The organism is Pseudomonadota bacterium (genome assembly GCA_039033415.1).
Taxonomy (GTDB): Bacteria; Pseudomonadota; Gammaproteobacteria; order Xanthomonadales; family SZUA-38; genus JANQOZ01.
Map to the genome: position 1 here is coordinate 234,824 of JBCCCR010000001.1, position 17,969 is coordinate 252,792.

Below are 17,969 nucleotides of genomic sequence, written 5' to 3' on the forward strand. Positions count from 1 at the left end.
AGCAGGCGGGTGATCGGACCTGCGGTGACTATTGCTCGTAGATCCGGATGTTGCTGAACAGCGAGTTGTTGCCGCTGCCGCTGTCGCGGTCATTGACCAGGACCAGATTCATGCTGCTGCCCGTGAAGTACTGCCCGACGGGAATCACGAAGCGAGTCCGCCCGCTTCCCGGGTAGGTCTTGAAGTCACGGATACCCCAGTTCTGGGTGCCGTAAAGGCTGAAGATCCGGTTGGAGGACAGCGAGTTGTTCTCGTCGAAGCCAATGCCGTGGATTTCGCCCTGGGCGCTGGATTCGAAGTCGAATTCGATCACCGTGTTCGCCGTGATCTGATAGGTCTGCAGCGTTCGCTTCCAGGTGTTGCGCTCCAGCAGCAGGCTGAGGCCCTGGTTGCTGATGGTGAAGTCGCCATTCACGTCCTGACCGCCGTAGGAACCGATGTCCGCGGGCGTAAACACGACGCAGTCATCGCAAGAAACCGGCTCCTGGACACTTAGCTGGAACGTGGTGCTATCGGTGCCGCCGTTGCCGTCGTCCACCGTCACCGTGACGTCATAGCTTCCCAGCACGCTGGTGACTCCGCTGATCAGACCGCCCGCATCCATCGACAGGCCTGCCGGCAGACCGTCAGCGCTGAAGGTAAGCGTATCGCCGTTCAGGTCGGTTGCATCGATGGCCAGCGAAACGCCTTCGCCGCTGTACACCGTGACCTGGCCCGGGCTGTTGAGGGTCGGCGCGATGTTGCTGCCGTCGCTGGTCAGGCGGATGTTGCGGAAGCGCGACGTGTTGCCGGAGCCGCTGTCGTTGTCGTTGACAAAGGTCATGTAGAAGCCGGTGCCGGTGTAGTACTGACCGACGGGAATCTGGAACGTCTGCCAGCCGGAGCCGCTGTACTGCGCAAAATCCCGTCGCCCCCAGTTCTGCGTGCCGTACACCTGGAACGTCAGGCTGCTGGAGATGCCGTCGTCGGTGTCGAAGCCGACGCCGTGGACCTCGCCGATGGCGGTGGAGCTGAACTCGAAGGTCAGGATCGTTTGCGGCAGAATCTCGAAGGTTTGCGTGGTGCGTTTCCAGGTGTTGTTGCTGAGCAACAGCACTTCCCCGTCGTCTTCCAGCGCAAAGTCGCCCGCCGCGTCCTGATTGCCGCCATAAGACACGATGGTCACGTCGTTAAACGACACGCAGTCGGTGCAGCCAGGATCCGGCGGTGGGTCACCGATCAGTGACGTGGTGCCGTCCAGCTCCATCAAATAGGCGGAAAGCTGGTCGAGGTCGCTGTTGCTGAGCGAGATGCCGCTGTGGGCGAGCATCGCCTCGGAGACGTCGGCCGCTGAGCCGTCGTGCAGATAAGGTGCGGTGTTCCAAACGCTGATCAGCGTCGGCGTATCAAGTCCTGTCAGCGGGCCGCCGAGACGGTTCCCGCTGGAAGCCTTGATGGTGCCCACGTCGTGCAGGTCGCCGAGGATGCTGTCGGTGAACAGCGGCGCGGCATGACAGCTATCGCACTGTTTGCTGCTGAACAGCTGTCGCCCCGCTTCGCCGGTGGCCGTCAGGGTGCCGTCGGTATTCCCGTGAGGGCTTGCCTCGTATTCATCCAGGGACCCGAGGTAGGCAGACATGGCGTCCAGATCGGCACTGATACCGGCCTTCGGGTCTCCGAGGGTCTGCGAGCGAGTTCCGGCATTAAAGTCGGCGTCCGCCATCAAGCCGGTCCCCCCTGCAAAATCTCGAATCTGGTTTTCGAAGTCCTGGACTTCGTCGAAGTTTCCGCTCCAGTGCAGGAATCCATGGACGGTTGCGGCGCGACCTTTAAGGGTGATGGTGTTACGCAGGCCTTCGTTGTCAGCGGTGGCGATACCCACGCGGGTGAAATCCCAGATACGGCCATCCTGGCCGCCATCGTTGTGACATGACGCGCAGCTCATGTAGCTGTCCAGCGCCAGCCGCGGATCGCGGGCGTCGTAGAAGAGCTGCTTGCCCCGCAGCACCTCGGTGGTCAGCGCCTCGCTGGCAACGCTGCTGACGGAAGTCTCAAGGTTGATGGTCAGCTCGTTACGCTCGGTCAGCGCGGACAGGTCGAACACCGATACCGATCGATCCATGAAGTTATGAACGTACAGCCGGGCACCGTCGGAAGACACGGCAAGTCCCTGCGGCGCACGACCGGTGTCGAAACGCATCAGCTCAACGGCCGTGTAGGCGTCGGTCACGGCGATTTCTCGATTACCTTCCAACGCGGTGAACAGATACGCACCAAAAGGACCAAACGCAGCGTGGCTGGCGAAGCTGGCGTTATCGTGGTCCACCCGTGCCCAGAAGGTCTCCTGGCTGGCGTTGAGGTCGATCTTTGATGTCACCGCTCGCACAGTCTGATCAAACGTCATGCCCTGACCGCCGCGCCGGGCGCCGGCGAGGATGTTGTCCTGCTTTGAAGGTACCCACGCCGAGAGCTGGTCGGGCGAAATCACGGCCGGACCGAGATAGTTCGGCACACCCGGGCCGGAATGCTCGGATACGCCGCGGTCGCTGTGACGCAGCGTCACGGTGTCGGCAACGCTGAAGCTGCCGGTAGCCACAACCACAACCTCACCACCGTGATAGTCGCCGTTCGTCTCGACGGATGGCGCAATGGTGGCTTCGCCGGGCAGTGGCGGAGTGATGAAGCGCGATACCAGCAAGGTGGCGCCGTCGCCGCTGATCGATAGGTGTCTGGGCCGTGCGCCGACCGGGAGTGACCCATTGACGGTGCGGCTGGCGACATCGATCCGCAGGACCTCGCCGGTCGCCTCCAGCGCCACGTAAGCGCTGCTGCCGCTCGGATCAAAAACCAGTCCATGAGGTTGCGAAGCTGCGGGCAGGTCGACCACTTCGAGGACATTGCGGCTGCCGCCATCGATTCGGGTGAGCGTCCCTGCGTTCTTGCTAACGACCCATACCTCGCCGTTCGGTGCTGACTGCACCGCTACGGGTTGTCGGGCCACTGGAATCTCCGCTACCCGCTGCAGCGTTGTGGCGTCGATTACCGCCACGCTGTTGTTATCGGGATTGACGTTCCAGACTTCCGAGTCGCCGGCGCGCAGCGCAATCGGGCTTGATGACTGCGAAACGGTTCCCGGCAGGGGCAGGTGGATGAGCTGGACGAAGGTCTGGGTGATCTCCTCGCCGCTCATCGGATCCTGAACCGTGACCGTGACGACGTAGCGGCCGGGCGTCAGGTAGCTGTGCGTGGCGGTCGACTCGGTCGTCGGGCCAACGGTTGTGCCGTCCCCGAAGTTCCAGGTGTAGAGCAGCCCGTCACCGCCGGCGGCGGTGGCGCTGAACGCCGCGTCGGTGCCGCTGGTGGTGGGGATGGGCAAAATGGGATCCACGCTGAGCGGCAGATCAACCGGCACGTTCAGCGCCACAAAAGCCACCTGCTCATTGGTATGCGCACGTTCCGTGTCTCCCAGCGTGTCCTCGTCGATCGCCATACCGATCGTTTGCCCAGACACCGCATCCGGACCGATCAGAACGGGCCAGCCGCCGTTGTTGCCGTCCATGCCGGCAGACGACAGCACCGCCACGTTGCCGTCGATCTGCAGCGGATAGCTGTAGGGCGGCGAGTCACCGACGCCGCCAACGGAGTCGCTGCCGAGCCCTGCTTCGTACTCGTAGCTGCCAAGCGTCCCTGTGCCGCTTTCAAAGACCATGTAGCCGATGGTCTCCGACCCGCGAGCTGCTGTCGGATCTTCGGCCACGTGCATGCCGGTAAACAGCGAGCTGGCGGAGGGTGGGTTGGCGACAACGCCGTCCGACGCCCAGAAAACGCTGAAGCGATCGTCGCCGGCAGACATGACCTGGCCCACGACAACCGGGGCGGTGTAGCTCAGGGCATAGCCCTGCTCCTCGCCCACCCAAGAGTTGTTTTCGTCCGTTCGCCCGGAAAGGTATTTGACGGCCTCAAAGCGCCCCGCGCCGCCGTCGTAGCGGCCGGCTTCGGCGACCAGATAGTCGACCGTGTAGGTGCCGGCCGGGCCGGTGCTCGCGGCACTGCGCACGCGCAGCTCAAAGCTGTTTCCCACGGCATTGCGAACCTGGGTCACCATCGGTACGTCCGACGGCAGATACCGCGGCGTCGCGATCACGACCATGTCGGTATAGGTGTTGGGAAGACTGACGGTCTGCCAGGTTTCGTCGACGTTCTCTGCCTGCCCGGAGAACAGCTGGGCATCTTCTGGCGGCTTGACCGACAGGTCGGCAACCGACAGATTGGAACCCGGGATCACCTCAATCTGTGTTGCCCCCGGCAGGGTCCAGCCGACGGCGAGGTTGTCGCCACCGCCGCCTTCTTTCTGCAGCGCCTCAATAAAATAGCTCTGGCCCGCCTGCAGGTCGATCAGCGCCGACTGCTGTTCCGGAAACTTGTCCCACTGGCGCGCGCCGCTCCAGCCGGGAACCTGTGCAATCAGGATCCGGTTGGCGGGTTCGTTGTCGGTGCTCAGCCACAGCTCGCCGCCGTCGTCGGAGGAGATGTGGAACTGATACTGGCCGTCCACCGGTGGGTGGAGATAACCGTGAACCCGGGTGCCGAAGTTGTCTTCCGTGTTGGTCGGAATCTCAAAGATATCGAGCGTGTCGGTCAGGGTGGGGCTGTCGGGATAAGCCGCGATGCTGGTCAGGTCGCTCACCGCCGTGCCGGGCACGCCGCTCCACTTGTCGCGGCGAATACTGCCCAAGCCCTGGCCGAAGACGCGCCACTGGAAGCTGCGCGACCGGCTGCCTTCGTCGTTGTCCGTCACCGAGACCGTGACCTCATAGGTGCCCACCGCGGTTGCGGCGCCGACAATGGACTGCGTGGCCTGGTCAAGCTGTGTTCCGGTCGGCAGGCCGGTAGCGCTCAGCACCAGCGGATCGTCATCGGCGTCGCCGACAAACAGCGGGATATTGACGTCGTTGCCAACGCCGCTGCTGACCGGCGCCAGATTGTTGATCCAGGGCATGCCGCTCGTGTTGGCCTGGACCACATGGGCCGTTGACGGAACCCCCTGCGCGTCGAGCCCGAATAGCATCCAGTAACCGGCGGTCAGCACGTTAGGATTGGCGTGCGCCTGCAGCGTGTATTGCCCCGGCGCATCCTGACTAAAGCCGACCTCGATGAAACGCACGTCGGTGTTCATGCCGTGCGTGGTTGAGCTCATTTTGATCATCGTAAAGCGAGCCAGATCCGTGGTGCCCTCGACGGCAAACGTTTGGCCGCTGGAGATGCGGGGCGGAGCGACGTCAATAGATGGACGCACCGCGGGAATGCCGCTGGCGTCAAATAGGTAGGAAGGTGAGTAGACCTCACCGTCGCGGTGGCTCGAGCCGTTGCAGTTGGCGTTGCCCGAGCAGTAGCCGCTGCCCGCCGCCAGCACGCGGCCGTCGGTCATGAGGAGCGCAATCGAGTGATAGTTGCGGGGCGTGACCATGGAAGCCCCCAGGCGCCACGTGCCGGTTTGCTCGTTCCAGATCTCCGTCGACAAGATTGCCCCGTCGTCGCTGAACTTGCGGCCCGACGTGTTGCCGCCGACCACCAGTACTTCACCGTTGGGGAGCATGATGCCATTGTGGAATTTACGGGCGTGGTTCATCGAGCCTGTGAGGCTCACGACCGGCGCGGTGCCGTTGAGGTCGACGGTAAACGCCTGGTTAGAACTGGTGATGTTGTTGCCGGCGATCCAGCCGCCGGCGTTCAGGATCTTGCCCTCGGCGTACATGATCGAGGTGCCGTGCTTGTGGTACCAGTCGGTAAACTCCGGCCCGGACTGGCTGTAGCTGCCGTTACCGGTCGGATCGATGTAGTGCATCTTGGGCGTTGGTCCGGAATGAAAAATCTGACCGTTGGGCGCTACGTGGAGCAAAGGCCACCATCGCGACTCGCCGTGCGAGCCGCTGGAGAAGTAGTCGGTGAGCACCATGTCGTTGAAGTCGACCCCGTTTTTGATCTCCCAGCCGCTGTCGACGTTCCACACCTCGGGATAGCGAGGCTGGGACGCCGTGCCGATCGCGGTGAACATATCGCCGTTGGCCAGCGCGATGGTGGTGGGGTACCAGCGTCCACCCGAGGGCATGTTTTCGATCTGCACCCACTCGCTATTACGGAAATCGAAGATGCTGGTCCACGGGCTGTTGGTCTGGTTGCGGCCGCCGTTCACAAACACCCGGCCGTCTTCCATCATCGCCAGGTGGGCGCAGAACATGTTGTGCGTGGGGTGAAAAACCTCCTCAAAAACGCCGGTGGCGGGATCCCAGGTGGCGCTGTAGGTCTGCTCGGTACTGGGCCAGGTTTCTCGCTCTGATCCCGACCACGTGAGGATTCGTCCATCGGGCAGGTTGGCCGCTGAAACGGCGATGTGCGGCCAGTCGATCACGGGTCCCCATTGCCCGCCTTCCTCTGGGTCCTCAGGCCCGGCCAGCGCCTGGCCGGCAAGGAAGAAACACAGGAAGAGAGAGACTACGGTGGCGGTGGAGCGGTACTGCTGCTGTTCCATGAATGATGACCCCAATCGGATTCAGACAACGTCGCGCGCGTCTGCCTTCAGCGCATGCCAAAGACAGATGCGGCGCCCACAGTCCTGGGTCACTCAAGGATGACTACCCCTGCGCTGACCCCCATGAACCCCCCCGGGTCTCGGTCAGCTCACTCAGCCTATCGAAACACTTGTGTCGAGTTGTTACAGAATTTGTAAACTTTTCTTAACGGGCGAAAAACCCGGCGCGAATCGTTGGACTTGCGATAAGTCGCCGAGGCTTAAACGCTTTCCGGAAGAAAATATTTAGGCACTTTATCCGCAAATCGACGCTCGAAAATCCGGAAATTAGCGCGCTATGCTGCTCACTACAACGTATGGGAGAACACGATGGCAAAAATCAACAAATCTCGACGAAGCCTGCTTGGAGGATTGGGTGCCGCGGGTGTGGCCGGAATGGCTGCGGGCACAGCCGCGCAGGCGCAGCCGGACGGTCCGGACTGGTCTGATATTAGGGTGGCTCAAAACGGTCGTTACGAGACGGTGCCTCTGCGCCAGCAGTCCATTAACGTGTCGGCGATTCAGTCGCGGGTCCGGTCGGTCGACATCCGCAACCTGAAGAAGACCCTGTCTGCCAACCTGGACCACGTCGTCAAGCTGATCAACTATGCGCAGGGTGCGCCGGAAGAGTGGGGCGGTGAACGTCGCTGGGGCAGTAAGCAGGACCTCATCTGCATGCACGAGTTTCCGATCCAGGGATTCCAGCCGTGGACGCGTAAGGAGCTGAATCGGGTCGCCTTCGAACTGCCGGGGCCGGAGACCGAGATCATTGGCGAGCGGGCGAAGAAGTTTGGCTGCTACATCGCCTTCGGCTGCTACGCCAAAGACAAAGACTGGCCCGGGCACGTCATCAACATGTCAGTGATTGTGGGGCCCGACGGCAATATCGTGTCCAAGCAGTGGAAAGCGCGAAACATTCTCGGCCTCTTCGGCGCGGGTGCGCTGATCGGCACAACCGTCTACAACGTGTTAGATCGCTACGTTGAGATGTACGGCTGGGACGCCACTCTGCCGATCGCCCGCACCGATATCGGCAACATCGCGATGACGGCGGTGGGCATCGAGCCCATGATCTATCAATGCCTGGCGCTGAAGGGCGCGGAGATTTTGATTATGTCGGTGACCGGTGGCTCCAACGCCAGCTCCGCCACAGAGGCGGCGCGTACCAACCGCATCTATACCGTCGGTGTCGGCAACGCGGTATCGCCGGACAACATCGGCTTTATGGATGCCGCCGGCGCCCGGGAAGAGGGCACGGTAATCATCGACCCGCGAGGCACGGTGGTCGGCAAAACCAGCAACGCGAACGAAGACACGGCCCGCGCCCGGATTCCGATCGGGGACTTTCGCGAGACCCGCCGATTCCGAGAGGTACCGGCAGCGCTGATTGCGCCGGTGCTGATGCAGTATCAGCCGCGCTTCCAGCCCAACGCGTTTCTCGACGAGCTGCCCGAGACCTATGAGGCCGCCGGTGATCTGGTGCGAAAGAAGATGAGTAGCTAAGGGGCGGTGGACCATGCGGCCCACTAGAGCGCCCGAGCGGCCACCCGCGTAGTCGCCTCAGCTTGGTGTGATGTTGGCGTTGAGCCGAAAAAGATTTTCCGGGTCGTAGGCTTTCTTGACCTTCGCCAGTTTGGGGAAATTGTGACGATAGTTGGCGTTGACCTGCTGCTGTGACTCGTCAAACAGGTCGTTGGAATAAAATCCGCGGGTGTAGGGCTCCATCTTGGCCCAGTATTGCTTGCTATCCTGCACGTGTTCGTCGGAGTCGGTGCCGTGTTTCCACGCCACCATGGACAGCATGTTGTGACTGGCTTCTCGGTGAGCAAATGCCGTTGCGTCGGCAGAGACGCGATTGATTGCGCCGCCGCTCTGCTGAAAGGCAAACCAGGTAACCCGGTTAGGCTTCGGGTCGAAGTAGTCCACCAGGTCGTCAACCATCCGGCTGTCGATGGCACCAATAAATCCAGATTTCTGGTAGGAGCCATTGGCCCTGGGGTCATCGGAGTCTCCTGAGCGCTGCAGGGCCACATAGTCGATCTTCGAGACGACTTCCCGCGTTGTTTTGCCGGCTTTGCGGATTGGTGCAAGCAGCTGATCAAGCCTGCTGACGTCTTCTCCACTGAAAACGACGCTAAGCGTCACCGCGGCGGGCCCACCCCCTGGCGGCGAGAACATACTGGCGCTGAGTTCCATGTCGTCTGGTATCTGCTCAGCGTACTCACCAAAGAAGCGCAGGACCTGTTTTGCCTGAGGCTGCGGGAAAGAGAAGCGCGCCCGCACAACCTCCCGCTGCATCGGGTGGAGGCCAAAGAGAAACGAGGTGACCACACCGAAGTTTCCGCCACCGCCGCGCAGCGCCCAGTAGAGGTCGGGGTTTTCATCCGGGGCGGCTCGGCGCAGCTGCCCGTCGGGTGTGACCACGTCCATCTCCAGCAGATTGTCGATGGTCATGCCGAACCGGCGCCCGAGTCGGCCGAAACCACCACCTAGGGTCAGGCCGCCGACGCCCGTATGTGAGACGGTGCCCGCCGTGGTGACCAGGCCGTGGGCCATAGCTTCGTGATCCAGCTCGCCGAGAAGGCTGCCGCCGTCGACCCGTGCGGTGCGCGCCTTCGGGTCGACGCGAACGCCGTGGAAGTTGGACAGATCAATCTGCAGCCCGCCGTCGCAGGTGGACTTTCCGGAGGCGCTGTGTCCGCCGCACTTCACGGCGACCAGCAGCTGGTGCTCGCGGGCGAAATTAACGGCGCTCTGCACGTCCGCAACGCCAGTTGGCTGGGCAATCAGCGCGGGGTGTTTGTCGAAGGTGGGGTTGAGCAGCAGACGAGCTTTGTCATAGCCATCCACATGCGGCAGCAACAGATGACTCTTCAGCCGATTGCTGAAGTCCTGCACGTCGCTGGCTTTAAGCGTAATCAGACTGCCGTCCCCCGTGACGGCCTGGATGTCACCCTTGACCGCGGTGGGCACATACTTGAGGGAGGTTTTTGCGTGGGCGAGCGGCAGTGTTGAGGTCAGCGCCGCGGCGAGTGATGACTGTAAAAATTGACGGCGTCGCATGTTGCCTCCCGAGGCGCTCGCTGCTCAGCGTTCGCGTGCTACTTTCAAGCTACGATAGCAAACTCGTGCAGCCTGTTGATTCCACTTGCCAAGCGATCCCTTACAGGGAATCTGCGATGCGACTTTTCATAACGGACAGCACTTCGTCACCGTCGCGCTGCCACCAGTCCTTGTCCGAAAAGATTTCCACCTCGTAGCAACCCTGGTAGCCGGCTCGCTCCATCCAGCTCCGAAGCTGTTTTAGGTCGATCACGCCGTCCCCCATCATGCCGCGGTCGAAAGCGAGGTCACGCGTGTTTTCCAGCCAGTCGCACACGTGAAAGGCGAGCAGCCGGTCTGAGGCGCCCGCTCGCTGGATTTCCTGCGCAAGCTGTGGGTCCCACCACACGTGATAGGCGTCCAGCGCAATGCCGAGGCCGTCACCCAGCTCGTCGCACAGGTCGTTCGCCTGGCTCAGGGAATTAACGCAGGCCGTAGTGGCCGCGTACATCGGGTGCAGCGGCTCTAGCGCGAGGGCAACGCCGGCGGCCCGGGCGCGTGGCAGCAGCTGGCCGAGCGCATCGCGCACCTGCCGACGGGCGCCGGCCAGGTCTTTGGAGCCGTCCGGCAGGCCCCCGACCACTAGCACTAGGCAGGAAGCGCCCATCTCCGCAGCGTGATCGATCGCCAGGTAGTGCGCGTCCAGCAATGCCCGGCGGGTGGCCTGATCGGCGCCGGTTAGCATGCCGGCGCCGCAGAGGCCTGTGACAGTGAGCCCGGAATCCCTCAGCAGCTTAATGGCCTGCTTGCTGCCCATTTCTTTTAACTGGAAGCACCAGGGGGTAATCCCTTTCAGTTCGTGGCGAAGACAGCCTTCAACGGCCTGTGTGAGGTTCCACTGCCGGTGCGTTGTGATGGTGTTGAGCGAGGTCCGGGCTGCGTCAGCCATGAGAGGTTTCCGGCGAAGACAGGGTGCATTCGACCGGCCGGATCAAACCGCCGAGCCCACCATGCCACCCAGACGCGATTCGATAATGCTTTCGGCCTCGGCTATGATCCGGTCCATCAGCTCCTGGACGGTTGGGATATCGTTAATCAACCCCGCGACCATGCCGCACGACCAGGCGCCCGCATCCATATCACCCTCCATCATGATCCGAGGATAAACGCCGGCAACCTCATCGATGATGTCCTCGAACTTCAGCTGGTCGCCAAGCCGCTTCTCCTTTTCTAGCAGGCTTTCCACGGCTGCGTTGTTCAGCACCCTTTCCGTGTTGCGCAGCGGCCGCATCACCAGCCGCGTCTCCAGCTCGGAGGCGTTCACGATGGCCTGTTTGACGTTCTCGTGGACCGGCGCTTCCTTGGTGGCGATGAAGCGCGTGCCCATGTTCATGCCGTCCGCCCCCATGGCCAGAGACGCAACCAGCGAACGGCCGTCCGCCTGGCCGCCGGACGCCACAAAAGGGATTTCCAGCTCGTCGGCTGCGCGAGGCAGCAGGATCATATTGGGTACATCGTCCTCCCCCGGATGCCCGCCACACTCGAAGCCGTCAACGCTGGCGGCATCACAGCCGATCGACTGGGCTTTGAGCGCGTGGCGCACCGACGTGCATTTATGCACCACCTTGATGCCGGCGTCCTGCAGGTATGGCAGGACCTGGGAAGGGTTGTTGCCCGCGGTCTCTACGATTTTGACGCCACCCTGAATGATGGTCTTGATGATGGCCGGGTAATCCGGTGCGTTCACGGTCGGGAGGAACGTCACGTTTACTCCGAAGGGCTTGTCCGTCATGTCGTGACAGCGCGCGATTTCGTTGGCCAGGTCTGCGGGCGTTTTTTGGGTCAGGCCAGTGATGATGCCCAGACCGCCCGCGTTGCTGACCGCCGCCGCCAGCTCGGCAAAGCCAACGTAGTGCATGCCGCCCTGAATGATGGGGTGCTCGATGTTCAGCAGTTCGGTGATTCGGGTTTTCATCAATGGGTTTCCAGTTCCTTGAGGCGGACGTTGAGGGTGAAGGCTGGCGGCAGGTTCGCAATGGTGGGTCAGAAAATGAGGTATTCACCGGGCATGACTCTGACGAGCCGTTTGCCAAGATTCTCGCCGGTGTACAGGCCGATCAGGGCGTCGGGCATCGCTTTAAACCCATCGCTAATGTCGACTAGCGCGCGGAGCTTCTCTGCCTTGATCCACCCGGCCATGTCGACCTCCGCGCGCTCAAAATCAGCAGCGTGGTTGTAGACAAAAAAGCCGCGCATGTCGGCCTCCGACGCGCGCAGGCTTGTGTAGTTTTTTGGGCCCGTACGGTGCTCCTGCTGATACTCGGAGATGGACCCGCAAAGCACCACCCGCGCATCTCTCGCCAGGTTGTCCAAGGCCGCTTCGAGAATCGCACCGCCGACGTTGTCAAAATAGACGCCGATGCCGTCCGGCAGCAGCTCGGCGATGCGCTCAGCCACGTTCTCTTCCCGGTAGTTGATCATGGCGTCAGCACCCAGCTCACCGATCATTTGGCATTTCTTTTCGCTCCCGGCAATACCGACCACCGGGCCGCAGCCGAGCGCTTTGGCGATCTGCACCACCAGTGATCCCACGCCGCCTGCGGCGCCGGAGACCAGCACCGCGTCACCGGCTTTGGGTGCACCACGGGTCACAAAACCGCAATAGGCTGAGTAGCCGGTCATGCCGAGCGCTGACAGCCCGTAATAGGCGGGAACACCCCGGCGCTGCATCTTGATGATCTTCTCGCCCGGCGTCACGGAAGAGACTTTGTAGCTCTGCCAGCCGAGTTGCCCGTGGACAAAATCCCCGACCTGAAAGTCCGCGTGTTTGGAATCGACCACCTCGGCTACGCCTCGTCCGTGGATGACGTCGCCGATGCTGAGCGGGCTTTCGGTCGAGAAGCCGCCGCCGTTTTCCATCATGTACATCCGCATGACCGGCGCCACGTTGAGATAGCGGGAGCGCAGCAGAATCTGCCCGTCGCTGACCGGGTCGATCGGCTGTTCACGATAGGCAAAGTGGCTGTGGTCCAGGCTGGTCTCGGGGTGGCGGGCGACGGTCCACTGGCGGTTGATGTTGTCCTCGATCATGGAAGCAGTCAGGCCTTACTCGCTATTGCTTGACGGGTGGTGCATTGTGACACTTATAAATATGGATATCCTGAAACGCACAACGTTTGTGGTTGCCGACGCGGAAGCCTCGGCGCAGTTTTACGTCAAGGTCTTTGGCTGGAGCGTGTGGTACGACAATATCGTGAAGGCGGACCATCGTTTTCCCCCATCCGGGGCGTCCGATAAAGCGGAGGTCAAGCTGGTGATTGTCGAGGCGGCCGATCCGAAGATCGGCAAGCTGGGTTTTCTTCAATACCTGGACCCGCCGTTCGACACCGGGACGCGCAAGGACCGGACCATGATTCGTATGGGTGAGCCGATACTTGTGATTGAGACCGAGGACGTGGACGCCGTTTATCGTCGCGCAACCGAGCTGGGCGCCAACGTGGTCACGGCGCCCGTCGACTGGGAAGTGCCGTCACCAGACGGTCAGTCGGTGATCCATCTTCGGAGTGTCTCGATGTTCGACCCGAACGGCATCTATATGGAGATCAGCGCTCACCCGTGAGGTGCGCATGATCCTACCTAACAAAACGGGGCTTAAGCGGTGAGAAAGGGTTATGTCGATGGGCCATTCGGCCAGCTTCATTACTATGAGGCGGGCGAGGGGCCCACGCTGCTGCTTGCGCATCAGTCGCCGGTCTGCGGCCGCCAGTTCGAGCGGGCGATGCCGCATCTCAGCCGTCTTGGCGTCCGGGCCGTGGCGATCGACACCCCGGGATTTGGCAACTCCGATGTGCCCGCTGAACCGCCGACCATCGCCGAATACGCCGCGATGTTCCCAGCGATGTTGGATGGTCTGGGGCTGGCGAGCGCCCACATCCTCGGCCACCACACCGGCGCCGCCATCGCCTGCAGCTTCGCCGCGACAAATCCGTCGCGCGTGGAGTCGCTCATTTTGAATGGTCCGCCGCTGCTGTCGGAGCAGGACCTCGAGCCGTTTCGCGACATCAAGTTTGAGTCACCGACCGTGCACGCTGATGGGTCTCATCTGCAGGAGCGTTGGGATACCCGCGTCAAATACTCTGCCGGCTGGACCGACGAGGAAGCGATGCATCGCCGGCTGGTCGATCAGCTGTGGGCCGGGGATACCCTCTGGTACGGCCATCGCGCGGCCTTCAGCTATCAGATGGAACCGGATTTTCTGGCGCTTTCGGGCAAGGTGTTGATCCTTACCAACAGTGGTGACGATATCAACCACCTGGCAAAAAAGGCCCGAAACCTGCGGCCGGAATTTACGTACGTCGAGTTACCGGGCGGGACGCACGATATCGTCGACGAACAGCCGGAGGCCTGGTCAGAGGCAGTCGCCCGCTTCGTCCACGGCACGGACGCTGAGTGAAGCGGGCGGGAAACGCTTGACGGGTATCACTGGATGTCGTCAGGCTGCCAGGCGTGGTCTGCGTAACGGTTGGGAGAAAGTGATGATGAGATCAGCTGCCAGAACACTCGCGGTAGCGATGGCATTGGCGTGTTCGTGGACTGTCGCTCAGGCCGCGCCTGCGAGCGACGATGGACTCACGCTGGCGGGACTGAAAAACATCCGGCTCGTGGACGCGGGCAGTTTTGTCGTGGCCGGCAAACCGGGCTTCGCGCGCGAAGAGACGTTCGAGTTCCTCAGGCGCCCGGACGGCGGGATGACGCTTCTCTCGGCGACGACTATGCGCGACGGATCGCTGCGCGTACAGACCCGCTACGACTATGACGGCGACTGGAACGCCCTTCGGGCGATCGGTGCGGGTATCTATAAAGACGAGCCGGTAACCGTCCTGCTGGAGGCCAAAGAGAAACGTGTTGCGGTGAGCGTTCGCGGTGAGTCGACCAATATCGAGGCGACCGTGCCCTGCCCGGAGGGATGTTTTATGGACATGGGCCCCAGCGGCAGCCCGATGTTTGTGATGACGGAACGCTACGATCACCAGCGGGGGGGTACCCAAACCTATCGCTGGGCGGCGCAGGATCTGCGACGGGCCTTTACGAGCCCGGACAACCAGCGGGCGGAGCTGACCCTGCTGCGGGAGCTGCCCGTCGTGCGGACCGACGGCTCGACTGTCACGATCCGCGAATACGACATGGTGGAACGCGTGCCAACCCCACAAGGCGGCGACTTTGTTCTGGAGTTTAACCTCTGGACTGACGGCGACGGTCGGCCGATGGGTTACCGGATCAATACCGCCGGCGGCAAACCCTCGGAGTCAGGTGTACTGGCTTTTCGAAAAGGGTTTGAAGACGTCAGAGAATCGGTTATCGCTGTCCGACGATAGTCCCCGCGACACTAGCTTCGCCGGCGCAGGAACTTGAGTCCCGACCAGTCATGGTCAACCGCGCAGACTTTTACATCCACCCAGCCGGTGGGAAGAACAACCCGCCGCAGTTCGTCTTCGGTCAGGTCCTTGAAGAGCGGCGACGATTTTTTTGGCCAGGAAAGCCAGAGCATTCCTCCGGGCGCAACTTTTCCGAGGGCGGCGTCAATGCGGCGGGTCAGGTCGGAGCGCCGACGGCAAAACAGGTGTACCACGTCAGCCGTCTTGGCCCGCTTCATAAACCGCACACCCTCGGCGCCCGCCAGCAGTTCGTCGTAGTGATCCGGTGCACTCAGCACCAGACAGCGCATGCCGGGTTTGAGCCCTAACTTCTGGTAGAGCGGCTTTTTCGAATACCCGGCAGCAGCTTGGTTCATAAAGATCGCCTCCGCACCAACGCTCAGCGGTGGGTGCACTCAATGATAGCAACTGCTGCTGTATCGCTGACGCCATGGGCTTCAACACCGGAACGGCGACACATTCTAATGTCGGTAAAACCGAATAATATTCGCGTTTAATCCGTATTTTCCGAACAGGTGTTTTTTCGTATTCTAACCATCGAAGCAGCCGGCAGGGGTCGGCTCACGCAGGAGTTTAAGAGAAATGATTTGGTCGCCAGCGAAAACCCAATTGCGCAATCTTCTGGCAGGTGCGGTGCTAGCTCTACCCGGCATGGCCGCTCACGCAGAAGCGATGACCGAAACCCGGGACCCGGTGCGCGGCGTCAGCTTTTACAGCGTTCAGCTCGAATCAGCGCCACTCTGGCAATTCCAGACGGCCGGCAGCCGCTTTTCTCCGGATGACGGCATGACCGTAGGCCTCAGCGCGCTGGTCGCCGACGATAACGCGCAGGTGATGGAGTACATCCTCTGGCTGCGTCACGACGGACCGCGAAGCTGGCTGCTGGGAGCGATGGATCAGCCGCTGACAATTCAGCTGGAAGACCGCCGCCTGCTGCCGGTGCCGCTCCACGTCGCCCGCGAAACTCACAACAGCTTACGCGAGCCATATATCGAGAAACTCGAGTTCGCGCTCGACCCTCGACTGGTCCAGATTCTGCTGGATGAACCGTCGGTCGTGCTCAAGCTTGAAACCGCGCTCGGAGAGGTCCAGAAGCCGCTCAAGCCTCACATGATTGAGACGCTGCGCAAGCTCACGGCCAAAGTTGCCACTCACCCAATTCCAGCCCAGGTGGCATCCACCCAGGGCTAACGTGTCCCCTCGTCCTGCTTCGGCAGGGCCTTACTTTGAGCCGCTCTCCCCGAGCGGCTTTTTTTTGCGTACTCGATTCGTTGAGCAACGTGTTGCTCAGGACGGTGGTAAAGCGGATTGGTGAGGAAAACGTTGTGTCAGATTCGCTGACAGCTGAGCTGCTCAGTCGTTTGGTCGTGAACGCTCTTTACCACGCCTGCTGGAAGCTGCAGCGCGCCTGCCAGCTTTTGTAGATAGGGATGGGGCTCGTTATTCAGCGCCAGCGATGACGCGGTATAGATCACGATTGCACCCTCAGGCGTGGTGTTGAGACTCACGATTGAGCTCATGGTCCAGCGTTCGGTAAGAGAATCCAGCACCTGCTGCTGCAGCGGCGTGCCTTGCAGCAGCTCGCGGGCATGAGTCAGCGATTCAAAATCTTGGTCTGCCATGCGGGCCGCCATGAGCGCGCGGACCGGCAGAATGCCAGACACCCCCACATCCGAGGCTGACTCCTCACCGGTCGCCCGAAACTCGGACGCGAGGAGTGAACCCCAAATGGCTGCTTCGGTGTTTTCAACAATACCCGGCAAGGCTCCGCGACGAGCATGGCTGGCTTGATATCGCTGGTAGCTGGCATGGGCCAGCTGGATTACCCCAGCGATGCCTCTCTCTCGTAGGTACGTGCTGGCCTTGGAGTCAGCAGAACGCTTACCGTGCCGGGCGGATTCACCGGCGGATGTCGAAGACTTCAACGTTCTGACCTAAAACAAACGATCGCCATAGTGGGCTATTCATGCACTCGAGGAAAAATCGTTTTTACATCCGCTTTGATTCGAGAAAACCGAACTGTTTCAGAGGTCGACTCTAGATTCAGCCAAGCAACTCATCCCTGGCCATCCGGGTGATTGCGGTAACCGCTGGGTGCTTAAGCTTTCGCTCGGGCGAAATAGCGTAGTACGACTCGGTGATGCCGTCGATCAGGCCTAGCAGTTCGCAGCGGTACATCTGGGTGACCTCCTGAGCGATCACGGCCGGCGCGGGGAAAAGACCCTTGCCGGCCTCTCCAAACGCTTTCAGCAGCGCACTGTCGTCGCACTCGACGGCGATCGAGGGCACAACGCCGTTGCGGTCGAACCACTCGTCGAGCTTCCGCCGCAAAACGGTATGTGAGGCCGGCAGCAGCACGGGCGCACCGTCCAGCGCGCCGGGGAAATCCGGCTTGAATTGCGCTACCAGCTCATCGCGGCCAAAGAACGCGACGCCGCTGGTACCCAGTGGGTGAGAGTAGGCTTTAACGTTCAGGCCCGTTGGCACCGGCCGGTCGGAGATGACCAGGTCCAGGTGATGCACCGCCAGCTCGCCCAGCAGCGTTTCCAGCGGGCCCTCGATACAGATGACCTTGACCGGGTTCTCGTCCGTCATCGCCGGCTGAACCATGCGGTACGTGATGAGCTTAGCGATGGTATTGACCACGCCGACGTTCAGCGTTTCCGGCAGCCCGGGCGTCTTGCTGCGAATTCGCTGGGTCAGCTCCGCGCCGAGCGAAAAGATCTCGTCCGCATACTGTCTGACCGTATGGCCGGTTTCGGTGAGGGTCAGGTTGCGACCGGTGCGATGAAAGAGCGCTTCGCCCACCGATTCCTCCAGCAGTTTGAGTTGCCCGCTGATGGTCTGCGGCGTCAGGTGAAGAATCTCTGAGGCCCGGGCGATGCTGCCCTCGCGGGCGACGGTCCAGAAATACATTAAGTGGTGGTAGTTGAGGTGTCTCAAGC

Annotated in this window: 13 protein-coding genes; 5 read left to right on the forward strand and 8 right to left on the reverse strand. The window is 61.6% G+C overall.

What is annotated here, in order from left to right; translation table 11 throughout:
- Nucleotides 1–28: 28 nt before the first annotated feature.
- Nucleotides 29–6,508, reverse strand: a complete 6,480-nt coding sequence (locus tag AAF358_00940) for a putative Ig domain-containing protein (GenBank protein ID MEM7704083.1) — start codon at nucleotides 6,506–6,508, stop codon at nucleotides 29–31.
- Between the two features lie 369 nt (nucleotides 6,509–6,877).
- Here AAF358_00940 and AAF358_00945 point away from each other — a divergent pair, with 369 nt between their 5' ends.
- The gene (locus AAF358_00945; GenBank protein ID MEM7704084.1) at nucleotides 6,878–8,050 is read left to right on the forward strand and encodes a nitrilase-related carbon-nitrogen hydrolase; all 1,173 of its coding nucleotides are present in this window, start codon (nucleotides 6,878–6,880) and stop codon (nucleotides 8,048–8,050) included.
- 57 nt (nucleotides 8,051–8,107) lie between these two features.
- Here AAF358_00945 and AAF358_00950 read toward each other — a convergent pair whose 3' ends face one another.
- From AAF358_00950 to AAF358_00965, 4 genes are all read right to left on the reverse strand, one after another.
- Nucleotides 8,108–9,610 (reverse strand): FAD-binding oxidoreductase, encoded by a 1,503-nt coding sequence (locus AAF358_00950; GenBank protein MEM7704085.1) that lies wholly within the window; start codon nucleotides 9,608–9,610, stop codon nucleotides 8,108–8,110.
- A 100-nt stretch (nucleotides 9,611–9,710) separates the two neighbouring features.
- Nucleotides 9,711–10,538, reverse strand: a complete 828-nt coding sequence (locus AAF358_00955; protein MEM7704086.1) for a sugar phosphate isomerase/epimerase family protein — start codon at nucleotides 10,536–10,538, stop codon at nucleotides 9,711–9,713.
- Between the two features lie 42 nt (nucleotides 10,539–10,580).
- Nucleotides 10,581–11,564 carry a nitronate monooxygenase family protein gene (locus AAF358_00960; GenBank protein MEM7704087.1) on the reverse strand — a complete coding sequence of 328 codons (984 nt, stop codon included), beginning with the start codon at nucleotides 11,562–11,564 and terminating at the stop codon, nucleotides 10,581–10,583.
- A 68-nt stretch (nucleotides 11,565–11,632) separates the two neighbouring features.
- Nucleotides 11,633–12,679: an NADP-dependent oxidoreductase gene (locus tag AAF358_00965; GenBank protein ID MEM7704088.1), complete on the reverse strand. Its 1,047-nt coding sequence runs from the start codon at nucleotides 12,677–12,679 to the stop codon at nucleotides 11,633–11,635.
- 61 nt (nucleotides 12,680–12,740) lie between these two features.
- Here AAF358_00965 and AAF358_00970 point away from each other — a divergent pair, with 61 nt between their 5' ends.
- From AAF358_00970 to AAF358_00980, 3 genes are all read left to right on the forward strand, one after another.
- Nucleotides 12,741–13,208, forward strand: coding sequence for a VOC family protein (locus AAF358_00970; GenBank protein ID MEM7704089.1), 468 nt, complete (start codon nucleotides 12,741–12,743; stop codon nucleotides 13,206–13,208).
- A 39-nt stretch (nucleotides 13,209–13,247) separates the two neighbouring features.
- The gene (locus AAF358_00975; GenBank protein ID MEM7704090.1) at nucleotides 13,248–14,042 is read left to right on the forward strand and encodes an alpha/beta hydrolase; all 795 of its coding nucleotides are present in this window, start codon (nucleotides 13,248–13,250) and stop codon (nucleotides 14,040–14,042) included.
- Nucleotides 14,043–14,124: 82 nt separating this feature from the next.
- On the forward strand, nucleotides 14,125–14,964 hold the full coding sequence (locus tag AAF358_00980) for a hypothetical protein (GenBank protein ID MEM7704091.1): 840 nt from the start codon (nucleotides 14,125–14,127) through the stop codon (nucleotides 14,962–14,964).
- A gap of 11 nt (nucleotides 14,965–14,975) precedes the next feature.
- On the opposite strand, the gene AAF358_00985 is transcribed toward AAF358_00980, so the two are convergent.
- Nucleotides 14,976–15,380 carry a DUF3052 domain-containing protein gene (locus AAF358_00985; protein MEM7704092.1) on the reverse strand — a complete coding sequence of 135 codons (405 nt, stop codon included), beginning with the start codon at nucleotides 15,378–15,380 and terminating at the stop codon, nucleotides 14,976–14,978.
- Between the two features lie 253 nt (nucleotides 15,381–15,633).
- Here AAF358_00985 and AAF358_00990 point away from each other — a divergent pair, with 253 nt between their 5' ends.
- Nucleotides 15,634–16,215, forward strand: a complete 582-nt coding sequence (locus AAF358_00990; protein ID MEM7704093.1) for a hypothetical protein — start codon at nucleotides 15,634–15,636, stop codon at nucleotides 16,213–16,215.
- A 137-nt stretch (nucleotides 16,216–16,352) separates the two neighbouring features.
- Here AAF358_00990 and AAF358_00995 read toward each other — a convergent pair whose 3' ends face one another.
- The gene (locus AAF358_00995; protein ID MEM7704094.1) at nucleotides 16,353–16,949 is read right to left on the reverse strand and encodes a DUF533 domain-containing protein; all 597 of its coding nucleotides are present in this window, start codon (nucleotides 16,947–16,949) and stop codon (nucleotides 16,353–16,355) included.
- Between the two features lie 118 nt (nucleotides 16,950–17,067).
- Nucleotides 17,068–17,967 (reverse strand): transcriptional activator NhaR, encoded by a 900-nt coding sequence (gene nhaR / locus AAF358_01000; protein ID MEM7704095.1) that lies wholly within the window; start codon nucleotides 17,965–17,967, stop codon nucleotides 17,068–17,070.
- Nucleotides 17,968–17,969: the final 2 nt, after the last annotated feature.

Bases quoted from the DNA above. Each gene is read 5' to 3' on its own strand.
- AAF358_00945 (MEM7704084.1), top strand. From the start codon at position 6,878: ATGGCAAAAATCAACAAATCTCGACGAAGCCTGCTTGGAGGATTGGGT.
- AAF358_00940 (MEM7704083.1), bottom strand. From the start codon at position 6,508: ATGGAACAGCAGCAGTACCGCTCCACCGCCACCGTAGTCTCTCTCTTC.
- AAF358_00970 (MEM7704089.1), top strand. From the start codon at position 12,741: ATGGATATCCTGAAACGCACAACGTTTGTGGTTGCCGACGCGGAAGCC.
- AAF358_00960 (MEM7704087.1), bottom strand. From the start codon at position 11,564: ATGAAAACCCGAATCACCGAACTGCTGAACATCGAGCACCCCATCATT.
- AAF358_00950 (MEM7704085.1), bottom strand. From the start codon at position 9,610: ATGCGACGCCGTCAATTTTTACAGTCATCACTCGCCGCGGCGCTGACC.
- AAF358_00980 (MEM7704091.1), top strand. From the start codon at position 14,125: ATGATGAGATCAGCTGCCAGAACACTCGCGGTAGCGATGGCATTGGCG.
- AAF358_00955 (MEM7704086.1), bottom strand. From the start codon at position 10,538: ATGGCTGACGCAGCCCGGACCTCGCTCAACACCATCACAACGCACCGG.
- AAF358_00965 (MEM7704088.1), bottom strand. From the start codon at position 12,679: ATGATCGAGGACAACATCAACCGCCAGTGGACCGTCGCCCGCCACCCC.
- AAF358_00985 (MEM7704092.1), bottom strand. From the start codon at position 15,380: ATGAACCAAGCTGCTGCCGGGTATTCGAAAAAGCCGCTCTACCAGAAG.